Annotated in this window: 20 protein-coding genes and 1 pseudogene; 7 read left to right on the forward strand and 14 right to left on the reverse strand. The window is 49.8% G+C overall.

The annotated features are described in order from the left end of the window. Nucleotides 1-10: 10 nt before the first annotated feature. Nucleotides 11-1,300, reverse strand: coding sequence for a TRAP transporter large permease (locus JCM23214_RS01020; RefSeq protein ID WP_025897047.1), 1,290 nt, complete (start codon nt 1,298-1,300; stop codon nt 11-13). Continuing rightward, complete coding sequence (locus JCM23214_RS01025; protein ID WP_025897048.1) at nt 1,297-2,427, reverse strand: NAD(P)/FAD-dependent oxidoreductase; 1,131 nt, start codon at nt 2,425-2,427, stop codon at nt 1,297-1,299. Before JCM23214_RS01025 ends, JCM23214_RS01020 begins: the two co-directional genes overlap by 4 nt. 119 nt (nt 2,428-2,546) lie before the next feature. Between JCM23214_RS01025 and JCM23214_RS01030 the strand changes: the two genes are divergently transcribed. The 3 genes from JCM23214_RS01030 to JCM23214_RS01040 are packed head-to-tail and all read left to right on the forward strand — an operon-like array spanning nt 2,547 to nt 4,338. Further along, nucleotides 2,547-3,158: a helix-turn-helix domain-containing protein gene (locus JCM23214_RS01030; protein WP_025897049.1), complete on the forward strand. Its 612-nt coding sequence runs from the start codon at nt 2,547-2,549 to the stop codon at nt 3,156-3,158. 20 nt (nt 3,159-3,178) lie between these two features. Then, a complete protein-coding gene (locus tag JCM23214_RS01035) occupies nt 3,179-3,655 on the forward strand; it encodes a hypothetical protein (protein ID WP_025897050.1) in 477 nt (158 codons plus the stop codon). After that, a complete protein-coding gene (locus JCM23214_RS01040; RefSeq protein ID WP_025897051.1) occupies nt 3,652-4,338 on the forward strand; it encodes an HTTM domain-containing protein in 687 nt (228 codons plus the stop codon). The genes JCM23214_RS01035 and JCM23214_RS01040 overlap by 4 nt, the downstream gene beginning before the upstream one ends. Here JCM23214_RS01040 and JCM23214_RS01045 read toward each other — a convergent pair. Both JCM23214_RS01045 and JCM23214_RS01050 read right to left on the reverse strand, forming a co-directional pair. Then, nucleotides 4,335-5,930, reverse strand: a complete 1,596-nt coding sequence (locus tag JCM23214_RS01045; RefSeq protein ID WP_025897052.1) for a GMC family oxidoreductase — start codon at nt 5,928-5,930, stop codon at nt 4,335-4,337. The genes JCM23214_RS01040 and JCM23214_RS01045 overlap by 4 nt on opposite strands. A gap of 219 nt (nt 5,931-6,149) precedes the next feature. Beyond that, complete coding sequence (locus JCM23214_RS01050) at nt 6,150-6,773, reverse strand: hypothetical protein (RefSeq protein ID WP_025897053.1); 624 nt, start codon at nt 6,771-6,773, stop codon at nt 6,150-6,152. Nucleotides 6,774-7,055: 282 nt separating this feature from the next. On the opposite strand from JCM23214_RS01050, the gene JCM23214_RS01055 reads away from it, so the two are divergent. Both JCM23214_RS01055 and JCM23214_RS01060 read left to right on the forward strand, forming a co-directional pair. Next, complete coding sequence (locus JCM23214_RS01055; RefSeq protein WP_199899185.1) at nt 7,056-8,015, forward strand: arginase family protein; 960 nt, start codon at nt 7,056-7,058, stop codon at nt 8,013-8,015. A gap of 15 nt (nt 8,016-8,030) precedes the next feature. Next, nucleotides 8,031-8,729, forward strand: a complete 699-nt coding sequence (locus JCM23214_RS01060) for an SDR family oxidoreductase (protein WP_025897055.1) — start codon at nt 8,031-8,033, stop codon at nt 8,727-8,729. 31 nt (nt 8,730-8,760) lie between these two features. Here JCM23214_RS01060 and JCM23214_RS01065 read toward each other — a convergent pair whose 3' ends face one another. Continuing rightward, on the reverse strand, nt 8,761-8,976 hold the full coding sequence (locus tag JCM23214_RS01065) for a hypothetical protein (protein ID WP_025897056.1): 216 nt from the start codon (nt 8,974-8,976) through the stop codon (nt 8,761-8,763). A gap of 115 nt (nt 8,977-9,091) precedes the next feature. Between JCM23214_RS01065 and JCM23214_RS01070 the strand changes: the two genes are divergently transcribed. Together JCM23214_RS01070 and JCM23214_RS01075 are read left to right on the forward strand one after the other, a co-directional pair. Then, on the forward strand, nt 9,092-10,000 hold the full coding sequence (locus JCM23214_RS01070) for a LysR family transcriptional regulator (protein WP_025897057.1): 909 nt from the start codon (nt 9,092-9,094) through the stop codon (nt 9,998-10,000). Between the two features lie 162 nt (nt 10,001-10,162). After that, the gene (locus JCM23214_RS01075) at nt 10,163-11,473 is read left to right on the forward strand and encodes an MFS transporter (RefSeq protein WP_199899186.1); all 1,311 of its coding nucleotides are present in this window, start codon (nt 10,163-10,165) and stop codon (nt 11,471-11,473) included. 3 nt (nt 11,474-11,476) lie between these two features. Here JCM23214_RS01075 and JCM23214_RS01080 read toward each other — a convergent pair whose 3' ends face one another. From JCM23214_RS01080 to JCM23214_RS01120, 9 genes and pseudogenes are all read right to left on the reverse strand, one after another. Further along, nucleotides 11,477-12,388, reverse strand: coding sequence for an HpcH/HpaI aldolase/citrate lyase family protein (locus JCM23214_RS01080; RefSeq protein WP_051547978.1), 912 nt, complete (start codon nt 12,386-12,388; stop codon nt 11,477-11,479). Continuing rightward, nucleotides 12,388-12,840, reverse strand: coding sequence for a MaoC family dehydratase (locus tag JCM23214_RS01085; RefSeq protein ID WP_025897060.1), 453 nt, complete (start codon nt 12,838-12,840; stop codon nt 12,388-12,390). Before JCM23214_RS01085 ends, JCM23214_RS01080 begins: the two co-directional genes overlap by 1 nt. Before the next feature lie 55 nt (nt 12,841-12,895). Next, the gene (locus tag JCM23214_RS01090; RefSeq protein WP_025897062.1) at nt 12,896-14,062 is read right to left on the reverse strand and encodes an acyl-CoA dehydrogenase family protein; all 1,167 of its coding nucleotides are present in this window, start codon (nt 14,060-14,062) and stop codon (nt 12,896-12,898) included. 347 nt (nt 14,063-14,409) lie between these two features. After that, the gene (locus tag JCM23214_RS01095) at nt 14,410-15,042 is read right to left on the reverse strand and encodes a hypothetical protein (protein ID WP_025897064.1); all 633 of its coding nucleotides are present in this window, start codon (nt 15,040-15,042) and stop codon (nt 14,410-14,412) included. 160 nt (nt 15,043-15,202) lie between these two features. Next, the gene (locus JCM23214_RS01100) at nt 15,203-15,982 is read right to left on the reverse strand and encodes an enoyl-CoA hydratase/isomerase family protein (RefSeq protein ID WP_025897065.1); all 780 of its coding nucleotides are present in this window, start codon (nt 15,980-15,982) and stop codon (nt 15,203-15,205) included. Between the two features lie 132 nt (nt 15,983-16,114). Further along, nucleotides 16,115-17,094: pseudogene (locus JCM23214_RS26370) on the reverse strand (ABC transporter ATP-binding protein). Next, on the reverse strand, nt 17,091-18,083 hold the full coding sequence (locus JCM23214_RS01110; RefSeq protein WP_025897067.1) for an ABC transporter ATP-binding protein: 993 nt from the start codon (nt 18,081-18,083) through the stop codon (nt 17,091-17,093). Before JCM23214_RS01110 ends, JCM23214_RS26370 begins: the two are co-directional and overlap by 4 nt. Further along, nucleotides 18,083-18,940 (reverse strand): ABC transporter permease, encoded by an 858-nt coding sequence (locus tag JCM23214_RS01115; protein WP_439646368.1) that lies wholly within the window; start codon nt 18,938-18,940, stop codon nt 18,083-18,085. Before JCM23214_RS01115 ends, JCM23214_RS01110 begins: the two co-directional genes overlap by 1 nt. 26 nt (nt 18,941-18,966) lie before the next feature. Then, nucleotides 18,967-19,944: an ABC transporter permease gene (locus tag JCM23214_RS01120; protein ID WP_025897070.1), complete on the reverse strand. Its 978-nt coding sequence runs from the start codon at nt 19,942-19,944 to the stop codon at nt 18,967-18,969. Between the last annotated feature and the right edge of the window lie 24 nt (nt 19,945-19,968).

The following is a 19,968-nucleotide window of genomic DNA, read 5'->3' on the forward strand; positions in this document are numbered from 1 at the left end:
AAACCTACGGCTACCCTCCCGTCACGAGTCCGAAGGCTCTTGGCAAAAACAGGCTAATAGAGGGGATCTCTATCAGCAAAAAAAGAACTGCGATTTGAACCAGCACAAAAGGCAATACTGAGCGCGCCAGTTTCCAATAATTCACCCCTGTCACCGTTGAAACGACCAGCAAACACCCACCAAGCGGAGGGGAGACAAGTCCAATACACAGATTAAAACACAACACGATACCCAAATGGACAGGATCCGCCCCGTTAGCCAGCGCAACCGGCGCCAGCAAAGGCACAAGTAGAGCTAGTGCAACTGGGATATCCAGCACCATGCCTGCCACAAGAAATATGATATTGAGAACAATCATATAGCCTGCTGGCCCCAATCCCAGCGCTGCTACTAAATCCGATATAGCTTCCGGTATACGTTCTAGTGCCCCTAAATACCCAAGGGCAGACACGGCACAAATGATAATAAATATTGAACCGGACAGCATTGCAGTTCGGCGCAACGCCTCAACAATTCCTGATTTATCAAGACCTGCGTAAAACCAGCCGGCAGCAAGCGCGGCAAAAACAGCAATTGCTGCAGCCTCGGTTGGCGTTGTCCATCCAAGCACAATCCCACCAAGAATGATGATCGGAAGAGAAAGCGCAGGCAACGATGTCAGAACAGTTGGTAAAAATTTTGGTGTATCTGCGCGTTCAAGTCGGGGATGTTCATCCCGAATTGCAAAGAACGCATTAACCAGTATCAATGCGGCCGCAAGAATTAACCCTGGAATAATACCAGCCAGAAACAGGGCTGTCACAGATGTGCCCATCAATGCACCATAAAAAATGAGAATGATGGACGGTGGTACAATCGGCCCAATAATAGAAGATGCTGCGGTAACTGCGCTGGCATACACATTACTGTAGCCCCGCTCACGCATGGCTGGCACAAGTGTATTGGACAATGCCGCAGCGTCCGCAACGGCTGAACCGGAAATGCCTGCGAAAAATACACTGGTTAGAATATTTACATGCCCCAAGCCACCACGTATACGCCCCACAATAGCCATCGAGAGGTTAATCAGGGCCGTTGTTACGCCGCCGCGGTTCATAAACTCCCCCGCCAATATGAATAACGGCATGGACATCAAGGCAAATACATCGATTTTCGAAAAAATCTGCTGCGGCAGGATCGCCAGATACCGCTCGTTGCCAGTCCCCCAAAAGGCCAGCACTGCACTACCCCCAATGACATAGGCGATTGCCAGACCTGATCCCAAAAACAGGATAGCGATGAGCGGGATCAGGTAAGTCATGCTGCAAGCCCCTCACGTTCCCGGCTCAAATCCTTTTCAGTGACCCCTTCATCCTGAATATCCTGAGGCAATGCCCTACCCAATATCAGCGATGAAGCAGCCCGGGCCAGCGCTGGGGCGGATTGAATTCCATATCCGCCTTGACCAACCAGCCAGAAAAATCCGTCCACTCCCGGCTCAAAACCGGCCACCGGGCATTTATCTGCGACAAAGCTTCGAAGCCCCGCCCATTTGTGGTCAATTCTCCTAATTGGAAGATCAAACGCTTTCTCAATTCTATCCACACAAATCGCCACATCCAGATCTTCTGGCTGGGCATCACATGGAGCAGAAGGCGTTTCATCGGCCGGCGAAATCAATAATTTTCCGGCATCCGGTTTCATATAAAATTTTTCATCTATATCAACAACCATCGGCCAATGATCCACCTCACACCCCTCCGGAGGAGAGACCAGCAAGGCGGTTCGGCGTTTGGGTACAAGCCCCACAGGCGCAACAGATGCCAGTCTGGCAATTTCGTCACCCCAGGCCCCCGCAGCATTAACGATGGTTTCCGCCTGATATTTCCCGTTTGTAGTTACGACTTCCCAGCCGCGTGAAATCTTGTTGATTTCAACAACCTCGGTCGAATTGGACAGCGAACCACCTCTGTGCCTGAACAGTTTCAAATAATGCTGATGAAGCGCATCCACATCAATATCTGCAGACCCCTCTTCAAACAAAACCCGATCAACATATTCATTGCGTAGCAAAGGAAGCCTTAATCGCGCGCTCGATAACGCAATTTCCTGCACCCCTGCTCCCAACTCGTCGAGGGTCGCTTCTACCGCTTCTGCCTGATCGCTACGCGCAACGAAATAAAGCCCTCTTGGCTTTAACAATTCTGAACTCACAAATTCAGAGTTTGGATTTTCAAAGAATGCGCCTGACGCCCGGGACAGGCCCCTGATAACAGGCGGCCCATAAATGCACGAGTAAAGCGCTGCGGAACGACCTGTTGTATGGTAACCCGGCTGAGTTTCGCGCTCCAGCAGAACAACAGAAGAAGTCTCTGCCAGTTCTGCTGCGACAGACGCGCCGGCAATTCCAGCGCCAATTACAATGATGTCGCATACTGAAGCTTGCACGCCCTGTCTCCTTGTTTAGCTTTTTATTAAGCCTAACATTGATTTTCCGATAGGAAAAGTATTTTTTCCAATAGGAAAATAAGTGACATGATTTATGTTGAAGCCTTATACTTGCTCCCATGACCATTCAACCTCAGACAGATATACAACGAATAGAATTTGGCCGGCGGCTCAGACAACTTCGCAATGAGCGAGGCTGGACGTTATCCCAGGTCGCGGAAAAATCGGGTCTCGCCATTTCCACAATCTCCAAGGTGGAACGCGGCGTCATGTCACTGACTTATGATCGCCTTGCCTTATTGGCCAATGGGCTTGGTGTAGACATGGCCACGTTCTTTTCGGAACATGGTAAAATCTATGAACCGGGTAGCTTTGCAATAGCTCGAAAAGGTGAGTTCCAGCGACAGGAAACAAAAAATTATGTTTACGAGATGCTCTTCCCAGACATCTGGCACAAAGCGATGACCCCCATGATGGGCACTCTCAAAGCACATAATGTTCTGGATTTTGACGAATTTGTAAGCCATCCGGGGCAGGAATTCCTGCTCGTACTGGAGGGGTCCATCACCGTGCATTTGCAGGGGCATGAGGATGTCAAACTGGACGCTGGTGATAGTCTATATTTTGACAGCTCCAGAGGTCATTTATACGCATCCACCGGAGCAAAGGACGCACGTATTCTTGTCGTCTGTACAGATATTGAAAACCCACCAATGGAAAAAGAGAAGTAAAACCGCTCAACAGGACGCTGATGGATCAAATGGCAGCTAATTTTCTCAAAACTGTCTTAAATAGTTTCAGGCTGCTGCTACCTGCAATCGTACCTTCCTGGCGGTTTTTTGATGAAATCGCCCCATCGCCTCGTGTCGAATATGCCCTGTCGGACAAAAACCTGAATAACAACCTGAACTGGATCGAATTCAGGCCATCACCTTCGAAAATTCATCCAATCCAACTGATAAAAAATCTGTTCTGGAATCCTGCCCGAAATGAGGACCTGTTTCTGGTCAGCTGCGCTGAACGGCTGCTCGCCTATAATTCAGAACACAGCGAAAATGAACTCTTTAACCGGATCGCCACGGAAATTGGAAATTCGGATACTATTGAAAAACAGTCTCAATTCCTGCAGTTTCGGCTTGTACTCCTTGAAAGATCTGGTAGCGAACTGATACAAACCACAGCCTATCAATCAGAAGGCAGGCCGTTCAAAGAACAGGTCGTCTCATGACGTTGCAAGAGGCTATTGGGTATTCAGAAATCCTTCTGGCACTCGCCTTCATACAGCAAAGTTTTGAGCATTTAACCGCTCGCAGGCGCGAAAGAATTCTGTTTTCGATCCGAATTTTGCTTTCAGTCTGTCTGCTCGCTGGATTTTACGCTGACTGGGCACTACTCGGACTTTTTATTCTGTATCTTGTGCAGTTGAGTTGGTTTGAAGGCCCTTATAATGGCGGTAGCGACCGCATGGGTATTTTAATCCTGACCGCCTTGTTAATCGCGAATTTCTCACCCGCATTGCTCGTCCGGGAACTGGCGTTCGGATATCTGGCGCTTCAACTTGTCCTGTCCTATTTCATTTCTGGATGGGTAAAAATTCGTAATCCCGACTGGCGAAGCGGACTCGCGTTAAATGATGTCTTTCGCTTCTCCGCCTATCCGGTTTCGGATCAAATTCGCCAATTTGCAGCCAGTCCGCGATTGCTCTTTGTAATGTCCTGGGCCGTGATGTTGTTTGAATTGCTGTTTCCGCTCTGCCTTTTGCACCCGATCAGCCTAACTCTTGGCCTGGCTATCGCGGCACTCTTTCATCTGGCAAACGCCTGCCTCTTTGGCCTGAACCGATTTTTTTGGATTTGGCTTTGCGCCTACCCGTCAATCATCTGGTTTCAGGAAAGATTTATTCAAATCTAGCTGTAATCCTCTGCTATCATCAGGGCCGCTTTTTCTGCAATCATGGTAACGGGTGCATGGGTGTTTCCCGAAGGAATTGTTGGCATGATGGACGCGTCGGCAATCCTCAACCCTTCAAGCCCGTGGACCTTTAACCGCTCGGAGACTACGGCTCGATCATCTTGTCCCATGCGGGCAGTCCCAACTGGATGGAAAATAGTCGTCGCGATATCACCTGCCACCCGGGCGAGATCCTCTTTGTCAACAATATGGGGGCCGGGCTTAAATTCCTGCGGCCGAAACGGTTTTAGTCGGTCCGTGGCCATAAGTCTGCGCGCGTGCAGAATACTGTCCGCCGCCACCTGCCGATCAGAAGCTGCAGATAAATAATTGGGCCTGATCGACGGGCTATCGCGAAAATCGGCCGACCGGATATGGCAACTCCCCCGGCTTTCAGGGCGCAGGTTACAAACGGATACTGTAATCGCTGGGAAATCATGCAACGGCTCACCAAATTTTTCCAACGAAAGGGGTTGAACATGATACTCAATATTCGCCGTCTCATATTCGGGGGAAGATTTGGAAAAAATACCCAACTGGCTTGGTGCCATGGCCATCGGACCTGAGCGGTTGAATAGATACTCACTCGCGATTTTCAACTTGCCAAACAGACTGTGAAATCGCTCATTCAGTGTCGAGGCACCTTCAATCTTGAAAATTGTCCTGATTTGCAGATGATCCTGCAAATTCTCTCCGACGCCCGGTAAATGATGCTGCAAGGGAATCCCAAGATCACTCAATATTTCAGCAGGTCCAATACCGGATAGCTGCAAAATCTGTGGTGTACCGATTGCACCGGCACTCAGCACAACTTCTCTGCGCGCCTTTACCTCAATGGATTTATCGCCGCGCCTGTAGATCAGGCCCGTGACCTTCTTATTTTCCAGTGTTAGCTTTTCCACCTGAGCATGTGTTACAATTGAAAGGTTCGGTCGGTTTTTCACCGGATCAAGAAAAGCCTTTCGCGCGTTCCAACGAACACCCTTCTTCTGGTTCACAGGAAAATATCCGGCGCCCTCATTATCACCATCATTGAAATCCTTACGCGGGGCGATCCCAATTTCAGCAGCCGCTTCCTGCACTGCATCCAGAATGGGCCAGCTCAATCGTTGTTCTTCAACTCTCAGCTCTCCATCTGTTCCGTGAAATTCATTACCGCCGCCCATATGCTTTTCCGATTTGCGAAATAGCGGCAATACATCATCCCATCCCCAACCGCTATTACCCATCTGTCGCCACTGATCATAATCGCGGGCCTGTCCCCGCATATAAATCATCCCGTTAATGGACGAGCAGCCCCCCAGGACCTTACCGCGCGGATAATTCAGCGACCGGCCATTCAGGCCCTTTTCACTTTCCGTTTCATAGCACCAGTCGGTATTTGGATCCCCCATACAATATAAATATCCAACGGGTACATGAACCCAGAACCGATTGTCGCTGCCTCCGGCTTCAAGCAGTAAAACCTTTGCAGACGGGTCCGCGCTTAAACGATTTGCAAGCACACAACCCGCTGATCCTGCCCCCGCAACGATGTAATCAAACTCATCCATACTGCCACCACCCTGTACCCTGTTTGAACCCCACCATTTTGCCGATAACCATAACCGGTTCAAGACTTTATCGCCAACGTCCTGTAAAAACGATCTGGGTAAAATGATCTGCAACCGGTATTAGGGAAGTTCGGCAGTCACCAACCTCCACAAAGCACCGTTCCCCGACTGCCAAGTCCTCGTAGTCAGGAGTGGATTTGAGGATTCATCTTGTGACAATTATAATCTCCAATGTTTTCGGTTTATGAGATAGAGCCATAAACAGAGCCCTCCCAGCCAAATTAAAACCAAGTTAGACAAAACAATAAAATCGCCTATATGCTCTTCTCTCGGCACGAAACCTCGCCTGCCCGGTCCTTCATGCTTTCTTAGGGAAGTCAAACCAACCAACAATAGTGATATACCAACGGCTGGCAATGCAATTCGGTAAAATCTAGAAGATTTTACAAAATAGTCTGCCCAAAAGGATTTCGACAAACTATCCTCCAACCGCAAAGCGCAGTAAGTTACAAATATTACAGAAAAGAGAAATATTGGAGGCAAGACCAATCGCTCTGAAATCTCATTTAAATTGCATTCAGTCGATCGAAAATCTTTACACCCCTCAAAATTCTCAATTATAATAATTGAATAAAAAGCTTTAGCGATGTCTTGCAGATATGCAGCAATTTCAGGGTTCATATGCATGATCACACTCATTGCGATCAGCAGAAAACCACCGCCAAAAAAAATTGCAATTGTATAGACAACAAGTAAATTTCTCCTCAGATTCACATTACTACTCCACGGCTGCCAAAATCCAATCAGCAGATAATACCCACGGATGTATAGCCGTGGTGCCACCCCCCCCAAAAAAACTCAATTAACCGAGATGATTGTGCATCAAGGGAGTTTAATTTTGAATATAACCAGCTCCACCAATGGTAGCAAGATTACAAGCCGCCACCCTGCAATCGAATTATATCCTGTATGAAACAGTCCTTTGGTGCCCATAACTCATTATCGTCAAAGTCTTGTAAAAACGATCTGGGTTAAATGGTCTGCAATCGGTATAACCAAGTCCGGCATTATTTGAACAATCGACACTCAGGCCGTATTACGATGGGGAATAATAGGGGAAGACAAATGACAGATAGCAGTATGTTTTCAAATCCGCAGACTTTCATGAATGTGCCCTACGATCCTCAGCCCGAAGGCGCCCACGCCGCCATTTTAGGGGTTCCCTTCGATGCCGGGACAAGCCCCGACCGCATTGGATCACGCGGCGGCCCCAACGCAATTCGCGCGCAATCTCGCCAACTGGATCAGTTTCAGCCTCCCTTCACCAAATTCAGTCCCGTCCAACGCTTAAATCTGGTTGATTGCGGTGATGTAAATGTGATCCCCAGCGTAATCGAACAGTCATTTGATCAGACAGAAAAGACGGCTCTTAGCCTTCACGAAGCTGGCGCGGCCCCTCTTGGCTTTGGGGGTGATGGCATGATTTCACTGCCTTTGCTCAGGGCCGCAAATGCCCATCACAAGGATATGGTTGTCCTGCATATTGATGCCCATACGGATACCTATCGCAGCGTTGGACAACAGCTGCATGAAATCTATAACACTGCCACAACCTTTACTCGCGCCGCAGAAGAAAAATTGATCGATACGCAAAACTCCTGGCATGTAGGTATTCGTGGCACCGCATCGCAGGTGGATGTGTTCGAACATACCCAAAGTCACGGATACAATATCATCAGTGCCGAGACATTTTTTGAGCAGGGCTATCTAGCGATAGCGCAAGAACTGAAATCTCGGCTAAAAGGCAGGGCTGTCTATCTCTGCTTTGATATGGATTTTTTTGACCCCTCCACCGCACCGGGGGTTTGCAGCCCCACATGGGGTGGCGCCACAGCTCGTGAGGGGCTCGGGTTTCTTCGGGCATTGCAAGGCCTCGATATTATTGCAGCGGATATCAATACGGTTTCTCCTCCCCATGATGTTGGCGGAATGACTGCTTTGCTAGCGGCGAATGTAGCATTTGAAATTCTGACACTTTTTTGCCATTCTCCCACTCTCAAAACCAAATTCGCCTCATCTTCATAATGTGAAAGCTGAAAAATGTCTGAAACCAACCGCCTTGTTATTGTTACTGGCGCAACCAGCGGGATCGGCCTCGCCACCACGGCGCTGCTCAAACAAAAAGGCTACCGTCCTATCCTGACAGGCCGAAATGAAAAGCGCGTTGAAGAGTTCGCTGCCTCGTTGGATGTACCCGGCTATGTCCTTGATGTTTCAAGCGAAACAGATTGCGTGAACACTGTCTCAAAAATCCGCGAGGAGCACGGAGATATCTGGGGCTTGGTCAATAATGCCGGGGTCTGGCTTGAAGGCGATTTTGACAAGCACTCCTTGGAAGATATTCGCTCTGTAATGGAAACCAACACCCTTGGCACCATGTTTATGAGCCACGCCGTATTGCCCCATATGGTCAGAAGAAAATCCGGTGCAATTGTAAATGTTGTCTCGACTGCTGGACTGTACTGCCGCAAACAGATCAGTGTCTATAGCGGCAGTAAATGGGCAATCCGCGGATTTACTGGCTGTCTTGAAGCCGAATATGCCCCGCAAGGCATTCGCGTTATGGGCTATTTCCCGGGCAAGGTGGAAACCAACATGTATGACAGCGCCGGTATCGAACGAAATCTTGATATTGCCATGAAACCGGAACAATCCGCGCAGATGATCCATCGCATGCTGGACGATGACACCATGGTTTGGGGGCTGGTGACAGGCCGCAGCATCAATGACTATGCTTAAGCTGGATATTTAACGGACCGAATAGCCCTCTTTAACAGGGCGTCCCGTTCAGACCGCGCTTCTGTCCGGACAATTTCATCCCGGACAGAAAACTCGTGGGAAATTTCCATCCGATCAGGTTCATGAAGGCAAGTGAACGCAGTTCATGCCCTTTGATAATTCCTTGCTGAACAAGAAGGGATAGATCCTGACTTGAACTACTCTGACTTTGTGCAGTGGCTGAAATGTTAAGATCATTTTGTGTCATGGTTCACTCCTGTATCAGTGAGGGGGTTGACCAACTGTGATGTCTTTAATGTAGCTATATTGAAATTAAAAATAATCTTCCTTGTTTGGTTTTCTTTATTTGGTAAAATCAAATAATGAATCTGGATACCAGCACACTCGAATTATTCATTCGCATCGCCAGTATTGGCGCCATCGGCAAGGCTGGCCGGGAATTTGGCCTCTCCCCCACTGCTGCAACCCAACGGATCCAGACACTGGAAGACAGTTTGGGCGCAAAATTATTCAATCGCACAACCCGCTCGGTTGCACTGACGTCCGATGGGGAGGCATTCTTGCAGCATGCAAGACGCATCGTCCAGAATATCGATGATGCCCGAACAGACCTGTCCGGCGGTACAAAAGTAATCAAGGGTGAATTGCGGGTGGCCGCTCCCGCCTCTTTTGGCCGGCGCCATATCGCCCCTTATGTTACGGAATTCCTGCAAGCGCACCCGCAGGTGCATGTCCGTCTGGATTTTAGCGACACCGTGGTCGATATTGTCGAGCAGGGCTTTGATCTGGCACTGCGTATTGGGGAATTGGCACCCTCCAGCCTGATCGCGCGAAAACTGGCAGACATTCCTCGGGTTCTTGCTGCGTCACCCGACTATCTTAAAACGGCACCGCGACTTGAAACCCCTCAAGACCTGACACATCACCAATGCCTTGTCCTCACGGGGCAGCGGATCTGGCATATGCGTGATGCAGCCGGCGAAACACATGAAGTGAAGGTTGGCGGCAATTTATCCACCAACTTTGGCGACGTCATTACCGAGGTTGCACTGGCTGGCGGTGGGGTCTCCCTCCGATCCTTATGGGACGTCAGCCCTTTGATCAAGGAAGGAAAGCTCATAGCCCTACTGGATGAGTATACGATCCTGCCTGAATGGAACCTTTGGGCTGTCCGCCCCCCCGGACAAATCGTCCCCGCTCGCGTTCGCGCCTTTATTGATTTTCTCGAACAAAAGTTCCGCCACCTGAAAGCTGAGCCGATCAAAACCTAGCCGACATTTCACTTTGTCTCTTGAGTTCAACGCCGGAAAAATGAGCAGGAATTAATCGAACAAGAAGCTTTTTAGGCAGATGGGACCGCAGAAAAAAGGAATTGTAATTCTTAAGGGCGTCGCTACCTAACGTGCAGGAGGTCGCCAAACAATCCGGGATTGATGATGCAAAAAAGTTTGTCAGAAAAAGCGTTTGAAATTCTAACGTCTGAAGATGACGGTCGAGCGTGCAGAGATATTGCTGATAGCGCCTGCCGCGACCAGCCGGGCAATTTTTTCAAGCATATCTTTTCTCTGTCCCTGACCAAGGCGGCCGATGGAATGATCGATCCCAAGCTGGTTCTGAGCTGGTTGCTGACAAATGCCGGTGCACCGGCCTATCTGGTCGGTCTGCTCGTCCCCATCCGTGAAGCAGGTGCCCTGCTGCCACAGTTATTTACCGCCAGCTATATTCGCACCCTCCCCCTTCGTAAATATGCCTGGTCAGCGGGCAGTGCCGTTCAGGGCATCTGCGCACTTGCAATTGCGGGGAGCGCATTTGTTCTGCAAGGGGCGTCCCTTGGCATTGCCGTTCTTATACTCCTTGCAATTCTGGCTGTTGCACGCAGCATTTGTTCCGTGTCCTACAAGGATGTGCTTGGAAAAACCGTTGATAAATCCCGGCGGGGAACCGCCACCGGCGCCGCCACCTCAATTGCCGCCGGATTTGTTGTCGTATTCGCCCTGCTACTCAGCTCAGGCATCTTCGACAAAGCAGAACTGGTCAGTTTTGGTTTACTCCTTGCCGGTGGGTTCTGGATCGGGGCCAGCCTGCTCTTTAGCAGCCTCTCCGAAGACAAGGGCGCCACTGAAGGCGGGCGCAACGCTTTTCATCTGGCGCGCGATAATTTCGATTACCTTAAATCGGATAAGCAGCTTCTTTTATTTATTGCCACGCGCGGACTTTTAATTGCAACAGCACTGGCTCCGCCCTTCATGGTGTCTTTAAGTGCCAGTGAACAGGAAAGTGCCTTTGCTGAATTGGGCCTGCTTTTGCTGGCCTCGTCTCTAGCGGGGATCAGCAGCAGTTTCATCTGGGGGCGGCTCGCGGATCGCTCCAGCCGCAAAGTACTCATGAGCGCAGGTCTTATCGGTGGACTTTCCCTATCGGCAACCGCTCTTACCTCGATCAGTGGGTTACTGGATGAGAGTTGGGTGCTTCCCCTCCTGCTCTTTGCCCTCATGATCGCCTATCAGGGAGTTCGCCTCGGCCGGACTACCCATCTTGTTGACATGGCCGATGAGGACAGACGCGCCGCCTATACGGCCCTTTCAAACACGATTATTGGCGTTCTGCTACTGGCGGGTGGCTTGTTCAGCCTGATTGCAAGCCAGTTTGGTGAAGCAGCCGTGCTGGGCCTTTTTGCCGCCATGTGTTTCGCGGCGATAGCCTGCGCTGCTGCACTCAACGATGTTCAGCAGCGTACCCACTGATCCTCAATCACCATTGTCATCTGCCCTGTCTTTTTCCTCAATAATTTGGGCGAGCTGCAACAGATTTTGGGCTTGTTTCAAATGCGGCATATCCAGCATTTGCCCATCAAGACCAATCGTTCCCTTTCCCGGATTATCTGCAAAAAGCTTCACGACTTTACGCGCGTGGCTGATTTCCGCCTCACTGGGAGAAAAAGCCCGGTTAATAACCTCACATTGATCAGGGTGAATGGCCGCCTTGCCAACAAAACCGGTCCGCCGATCATGCAAACATTCCGCCTCCAGCCCGGCAAGATCCCTATAATTCACATACACCACCCCAACCGGCTGAGCGTCAATGGCGCGGGCAGTCGCCAGACACATGGATCTGGCGTAAATAAACACGTCATCATACCCGCCCGTTTGTGGATTTTTATTGTCACTGGCCCCCAAAGCCGCAGCCAGATCTTCGCCGCCCCATGTCAAGGCGACAAGCCGTTTGCTCACCGATTCAAGGTAGCTGTGAAAGGTAAGAAGCGATTGCGCCGTCTCGGTTGCGACGGACAGAATTTTAGTCGATCCCGCTGGAAGCCCCTCTCTCACCTCAAGAATGTCCAGATAATCGGACAGTTTATTGATATCATCGGCTGATTTGACTTTCGGCAGAACAATCCCATCAGGTGCGCCGGGCATAACAGCTGCCAAATCCGCCAGCGATAACGCGTGATCCAGAGGATTGATCCGCACCCAAAGCTGTTGGCGAGAGCGATCTGTATTACGAATTAAAAAGTCCCGCGTCAGTAATCTTGCTTCTTCCTGATGATCATCAGAAACAGAATCCTCCAGATCCAGAATAAGCGCATCCGCCGGATTTCCACGCCCCTTCTGCATCTTCTTATCGCTGTCACCGGGTACAAATAGCCATGAGCGGATCATCACGCGGTCCTCTTTTTCATCAGGCCGGTGCGCACAACGTAACAGACCTCTTCATCGCGTTGATTATAGCCTATATGTTCGAACGTAACGATCCCTGTATCGGGCCGTGATTTACTTTCGCGCTTGTCTTTGATCCGGGTGACGACCCTCAAAGTATCGCCATGAAAGACGGGGTTTTTAAAACGGATATCGGTCATTCCCAGATTGCCAAGTGTCGTCCCAAGGGTTGTCTCTGCGACCGTAACACCGATGACAAGCCCCAATGTGAACAGGCTGTTGACTATTCGCTGGCCATACAATGTTCCTTTGGAAAATTCCTCATCCAGATGCAGCGGCTGTGGATTATGGGTCATGGCACTGAACATGATATTGTCCATTTCTGTCACAGTACGTGTCAACGCATGTTTGAACTCCATCCCGATTTCGAATTCTTCGTAATATAAGCCTGACATTCTATCCTCGTTTTTCTTGTTGTTATTGTGGGCAGGAAGCCTAATTTTGCACAGCCTAATAGGATTTGGGAAGCCCCAGCGCATTTTCCGCCAGATAGCTCAAAATAAGCTGCGGGCTGATCGGAGCCAAGCGATGGATCAGGCACTCGCGCAAATACCGCTCTACATGAAACTCTTTTGCATATCCCATACCCCCGTGGGTCATAACCGCATTGGTGCAGGCCTTGAACGCAGCCTCCGCCGCGAGATATTTTGCGGCATTAGCCTGAAGGCCGCATTCCTCACCGCTGTCATAAAGACGCGCAGCGGTGAACGCCATCAGATTTGCTGCCTCCAACTCCGCCCAGGATTCCGCCAGTGGGTGCTGAATGGACTGGTTCATACCGATAGGGCGACCAAAAACCACTCTGTCACGCGCATATTTTCGGGCCTTCTCCAGCGCCGCCCGGCCAAGGCCGACCATTGAGGCTGAAATCAAAATCCGCTCCGCGTTCAACCCATGCAGCAGGTAACGAAACCCCTTTCCTTCCTCCCCGATCAAATGCTCTTTGGGTACAGGCAATTCATCAATATAGAGCTGGTTTGAATCCACACATTTACGGCCCATTTTGTCGATGGGCCTGATCTGAATATAATCGTGATCAAGGTCTGTATAGAAAAGGGACAGTCCATCTATGGGACGCGCTGTTTCTTCTTCCGGTCGGGTTCGCGCGATCAGGAGCATTTTATTTGCCTGTTGCGCAGTAGATGTCCAGACCTTCTCGCCCGTGACGATATAGACATCACCCTGTCGGCGGGCCTTTGTCTTGAGCCGTGTGGTATCCAGCCCCGTATTGGGCTCTGTCACCGCAAAACAGGCTACATCCTCACGCCTGATAATCGGGGGCAACCATTTGCGTTTTTGTTCTTCGGTGCCAAACACAACAACCGGGTTCAAGCCGAAAATACCAATAATCAGTGCGGCAAAACCGGCATTGGCCGCGCCAGATTCCGTAATGGCCTGCGCCAATACGGCAGCTTCGGTGATGCCAAGGCCGCTTCCGCCATAGTCTTCGGGCATTGCAATTCCCATATATCCCTGATCCACTATGGCCTGGCAGAAATCCTCTGGAAATTTCCCATCCGTATCGCGAGCCAGCCAGTAATCATCATCAAAATTCTGGCACAGGCGCAGGACATTGTCCCTGATCTGTTGCTGCTCTGCTGTCAATACTACGCTCATTCATCCCTCCCTTTTCTGGCGGCTGGGTGTCCATGAAAGCGGGTCGATCGACATTAAGATCGTTTGCATCGCCCATATCCGTTCAAAACTGGATGATAAGTCGGCCCATATGCTGTACCTGTTTGTTACTTCTTGATTTGCACAGCTTCACTTTACCGGCCCCAAATTCGCCCGCTCGATACCCTTCACGCACCACCGACGATATCGGCAGCCACAAAGCACTGTCAACTTATTTTATGAATAAGTGAATTTTGTTCTATTATTCGAACAAATAAATTGAATGTATCGACGGCTCTGTCAAATTAGCAATACCCGAAATAACGTACTCCGCTGGATGATCAATCCCGTCAATTGCCTCTAACCATTCTCTCGTTTTGACCGTCTTCTACAATTTCCTCAACAAATCTAGTAACCCCATCAAAATACTGTCGCCATTTTTTCAGCTCATACTTTTCAAAGAAAAAATCGACCGTTAAGCCTTCATAAAAAAACCCACCTCGGCACAAATAAAAGGCTGTGTAGTTTGGCGGTGTGGACCAGCAGGTAATATAAGCATTTCGTCCATATTCCTCAGCGGGAAAGAAAAAAGCGCGCTCCTTCATACCATACCCATAGGAAACTAAATCAAATTCAGACATATACTTCTTCACACCGTGTTGTTTTAGGCTTTCTAACATTTCTAAATACGTATTTTCCGTATGAATGTTCTTGACCCAAACCTCTATCACCTGCCACGACCGTCCTTCATCTCGCAAATATTCGGTCCAAACATTTTGGTCCACCTTGTCAATATAGGTCTTTACAAAAGTCGTCTTCCCTTCATGTTGACTAGCAAAACGAAAGGCATATTTTGGCAAAAAGATAGGTGTTTCTCCTATCACAAAATATTGCTCTTCCCGCAAAGCATCACGGATTGAGCAATAACTTGGATATGCAAATATAATTACAGCGCAAATCAACAGTTTAAGTAATCCGTTCATTGCCTCACATCACCACTCCACAACAGCCATGCCCTTGCTGCATAACCCAAAGTTAAATACACCACACAGATTGCACACCAAATGCCTGAAACGCAAGGGCAAGGCAATTACTGCTTTCGATACAAAAACCGCCTCAGCCCAATAAATACGGCTCAAGCCATCAGTTTTTACGTGCCATAAAAGCGGCGACAGCGGCTTTGTGTTCCTCTGTCTCGTATGAAGCGGCAAGTGCGTGATGCTCGCGCAATGTCACAGCATCCAGATCGTCGCAGGTGCCATTTTGCGTGATCAACCCTTTTATCTTTTTCAAAGCAGGGGCCGAGTTAGTGGCAATCTGAGCCGCGCACGCTACTGCTTCGTCTAAAAGCTCATCATGGGGGACGATACGGTTGAACAGTCCCGTCCCTTCCAGCTCGCGCGCATCATATAATTTACCGCTTAGGAACATTTCGCTGGCCAGTGCAAATCCAACCCGCTGAACCAGAAAATGGGTACTGGCAAGTTCAGGAACCACGCCCAAACGCACGAAAAACATGCCTATACGCGCCCTGTCAGATGCCAGAATGATATCTGCTGGTAGCACCATGCTAATTCCAATCCCTACGGCAACCCCGTTGAGCGCCACTACAATGGGCTTGGAACCTCTCAGCAAACGCACCCAGGGCGAGCTGCCCGGCTCTACTTCCCCGTTCAGGCGTGCCTTCTCACCCGCCTGCAGGGGGTCATGGAAACTTTCTTCGATATCGGCTCCGGCACAAAAACCCGAACCCGCGCCGGTGAGGACAATTGCGCCGACTTCCGGATTTTCATTCGCCCGCTCAATTGCGCTCTGCAATTCCCTGTTCAAAGTGCGGGTCCAGGCATTCAGTTTGTTTGGGCGATTAAGTGTGATGATTTCAACGGCATCGCGCCGTTCGGTCAGCATTTCTGTATATGTCATATTTCTCTCTTTATTGTTTTTATTATGAGAGCCTAATTTGACCCCATATTCCCATACGGGTAAAGGGAAATCCCCAAGAAGCCAGCTAATCGAGAAAACTGCTAGAATGAGTGCTGAGCATCAAAGTGGAAATCAGACACTCTGAGGTTCAGCAAAGTGGCAGGATACCAAGTGACCATCACCGAAGTCTCGCAACTTTGGAGCCTCAACCATACAGCGATCGGTTGCTTTGGGGCAACGGCCGGAAAACCGGCAACCTTTGGGCAGATTAATAGGGCTTGGCGGGTCACCAGCAAGCGGCACCCTTTTTGGTGTTCCGGGCACAGAATGAACCCTCGGAACCGATGCCAACAAAGCTTGTGTATAAGGATGCGCCGGTGCCTTGAAGAGTGTCTTGCGATTAGCTTTTTCTACAATCTGACCCAAATACATAACGGCAACCTCATCGCATAGATGCTGAACAACCCCCAAGTCATGACTGATAAACAGATAAGTGAGACCCAAGTTTTCCTGTAGTCTTCTCATCAGGTTCAAAATCTGGGCCTGAACGGCCACATCAAGTGCGGAAACCGGCTCATCACAAACGATCAGATCTGGCTCTGTCGCGAGGGCACGGGCCAGCCCCACCCGTTGCCGTTGTCCTCCGGAAAACTGGTGTGGAAACAGGCTGGTGAGTTCCGGCCTTAGTCCACTTGTGTAAAAAGCTGACGAACTTTTTCGTCCCTCTCTTCGGGTTTACCTATTTCCATCAGTTCGAGCGGCTCGCGTACAATTTCTCCAACCCGTTTGCGCGGATCGAGAGAAGAGTAAGGGTCCTGAAAAATCATCTGAAAATGGCGACGTGCTTTTCGTAACTCCTCCTTTTCAAGCTCACAGATTTTCTGATCAGCCAACTCAATACTGCCATCAGTTATTGGCACTAACCGTAGAACTGCGAGAGCTGTCGTAGTTTTGCCAGAGCCGCTTTCACCGACGATTCCCAAGGTCTTGCCTTTGGGTATGGAAAAATTCACCCCGTCAACCGCGTGAACCACTATTGGGTCGCGAAACATCTTCTTTTTAGCGAAATGAACTTTCAGGTCCTGAACCTTTAGGAGCGTCTGATCTGTCATGCGAGTTCTTTTTCCTTGAGCAAATGACAGGCCACCGAATGTTGTTGGCTGACACGGCCAATCACCGGATTGGTGGTCAAACATCTGTCCATCACATGTTTGCAGCGTGGGGCAAAAGCGCAGCCAGTGCCAAGCTCGGTTAGCGGTGGTACAACACCTTCGATTTCCTCAAGATAGGGGCGCTCATCTCCCGGATTATCCTCCAGATGCGGAACACAGGAAATCAGACCACGGGTATATGGATGTCGCGGATCATCCAAAATTTGCCGGGTAGACCCTGTTTCTATCACATGGCCGGCATACATAACCGAGACACGATCCGCAAGTTCGGCAACGGCCCCCATATCATGCGTAATCAATATGATTGCTGTACCGGTTTCTTCCTGCAGGTTTTTCAACAAATCGAAAATCTGAGCCTGCACTGTTACATCCAGCGCCGTCGTTGGTTCATCTGCGATCAACACTTTGGGCTTGCACGCAAGGGCAAGGCCAATCATTACCCGTTGACGCATCCCGCCAGACAATTCGTGCGGATATGAGCGGGCGCGGACAGCAGGTTCAGGTATCCCCACCAGCTCCAACATTTCAACAGCTCGTTTCCAGGCTTCCTTTTTACTGACATTCTGATGGAGCAGAACACTTTCAGAGATCTGATCCCCTATTCGAAACACAGGATTAAGTGACGTCATCGGCTCCTGAAAGATCATAGAAATCCGGTTACCCCGTATTGCCCGAAGCTTGGCTGCGGGCATAGACGTGAGTTCTTGTCCATCAAGCGAAATGGACCCGGAAGTAATGCGGCCCGGTGGGTTTGGTATCAGCCCCATAATGGACAGGGCTGTCATGCTTTTACCGCACCCACTTTCACCCACTATCCCTAATATCTCTCCTTCTCTCAGATCGAGGCTGACTTGATTGAGTACACGGGCATTACCTGCGCGGGTCTTGAAATCAACAACCAGATCTTTTACGTCGAGCACAACAGACATCAGCGTTCCCTCAGCTTGGGATTAAAGGCATCATTCAGACCATCCCCAATGAGACTGAAACCCAGAACAGTCAGAAAAATCATCAGTCCGGGAAAACTGATCGTCCACCACCCATCAAGAATATATTCTCGGCCTGCACCGATCATCATTCCCCAACTGAACACATTGGGATCCCCAAGACCCAGAAAACTCAGACCTGCTTCAAATAGAATGGCTATACCCACAGTCAAAGTGGCGGAAACGATAAGGGGGGCTAACGCATTCGGTAAAATGACCCGCCAGATGATCCTATTGTTGCGCGCACCGATTGAGCGGGCTGCGTTCACATATTCCAGATTTCGAATGCGCAAGAACTCCGCGCGCGTCAGTCGCGCCGTTGCCGGCCAGCTCACGATACCAATTGCAATCGAAACAACATAAATGGACGGTGTAAACAGGGTGACCAACACCATCGCAAACAACAACGCTGGCAGCACCTGAAAAAATTCCGTAAGCCGCATCAGGGCTTCGTCTACCATTCCTCCGTAGTACCCCGCAATAGATCCAACCAAGATACCAATGGTCATGGTCAAAACTCCGGCGACCAACCCCACAAACAAAGTGGACGCGCCGCCATGGATCAAACCCGCCAGAATATCACGACCTAAATAATCTGTGCCCAAAGGGACATTGGCAACTTCACCGGGTGGCGTCAGCGGCGCCCAGATCACCTCAAAGGGGTCAACCATATAGATAAAAGGACCGGCGAGGCAGAACACGCAGACAAGAAACAAAAGCACAAGCCCTAGCATTCCCGCCCAACTTTGACGAAAAGCACGAGCTACTTCCTTGAGCGGACTTTGACTGGAAATATGCAGATTTTGATCACTGGTGACTGTCACAATCAACCCTCCATCCGGATTCTGGGATCTACCAGTCGGTAGACAAGATCAGTGAGCAGATTTGCGACAATCACCAACAGGGAGGAGAAAAAGAGTATTCCAAGTACCGTTGGGTAGTCCCTCGCCAGAATACTATCGAAGGCAAGAGTACCAAGACCTGGCCAGCTAAAGACCGTTTCAACAAGCACCGCACCCGAGACAACACTACCAAACTGCAAGCCCGCAATGGTTACAACGGGCAGAATCGCATTGCGAAGCGCATGACGCCCATAAACACTAATCTCAGAAGCGCCTTTTGCACGCGCGGTCCGAATATAATCAGACCCCAATATCTCCAGCATGCTGGCACGGGACAAACGAGCATATTGCGCGAGATAGACGATACCCAGTGTGAGGGCAGGCAAAACCAGATGATGCAGGATATCAAGGGCCCGCGTCCACAGATCGTCACCTTTCGTAATATCATACATTCCGGAAATCGGAAAAATTGGAATAGACCATGCAAACAGGATCACCAACATCATACCGGTCCAGAAAATCGGGGCAGAATAGCCAATGACGGAAACAAGCGTCACCAGACCACTCACAATCCCCTTGGGTTTGTGAGAGGCGATAACCCCCAACAATGTCCCTACAAATATGGCAAACAAGAGGGCTGTCATCACCAACAAAATAGTCGCACCGATACGACCGCTAACCAATTCAAGAACCGGCGCATTGTAAAAAAATGATTGGCCAAGATCTCCCTGCAATGCCTTCCCCAAATAGGTACCAAGCTGGACAATTACAGGTTGATCAAGGCCGTAGGCGGTGCGGATTTGCGCCAGCATTTCCTCTGTTGCACCGCCCATTTCTCCTGCGATCACTTCCGCCGGATCACCCGGTGCTATGTGAATAAGAAGAAAATTCAGAACCAATACAGCCAGGATCAGCAGAAACGCGTGGACCAGACGACGAAAGATTACCAATAATATACTCAAGACACCCCCCCGTCGCCGATCCAA

This window comes from Sneathiella glossodoripedis JCM 23214, assembly GCF_000616095.1.
GTDB lineage: Bacteria > Pseudomonadota > Alphaproteobacteria > Sneathiellales > Sneathiellaceae > Sneathiella > Sneathiella glossodoripedis.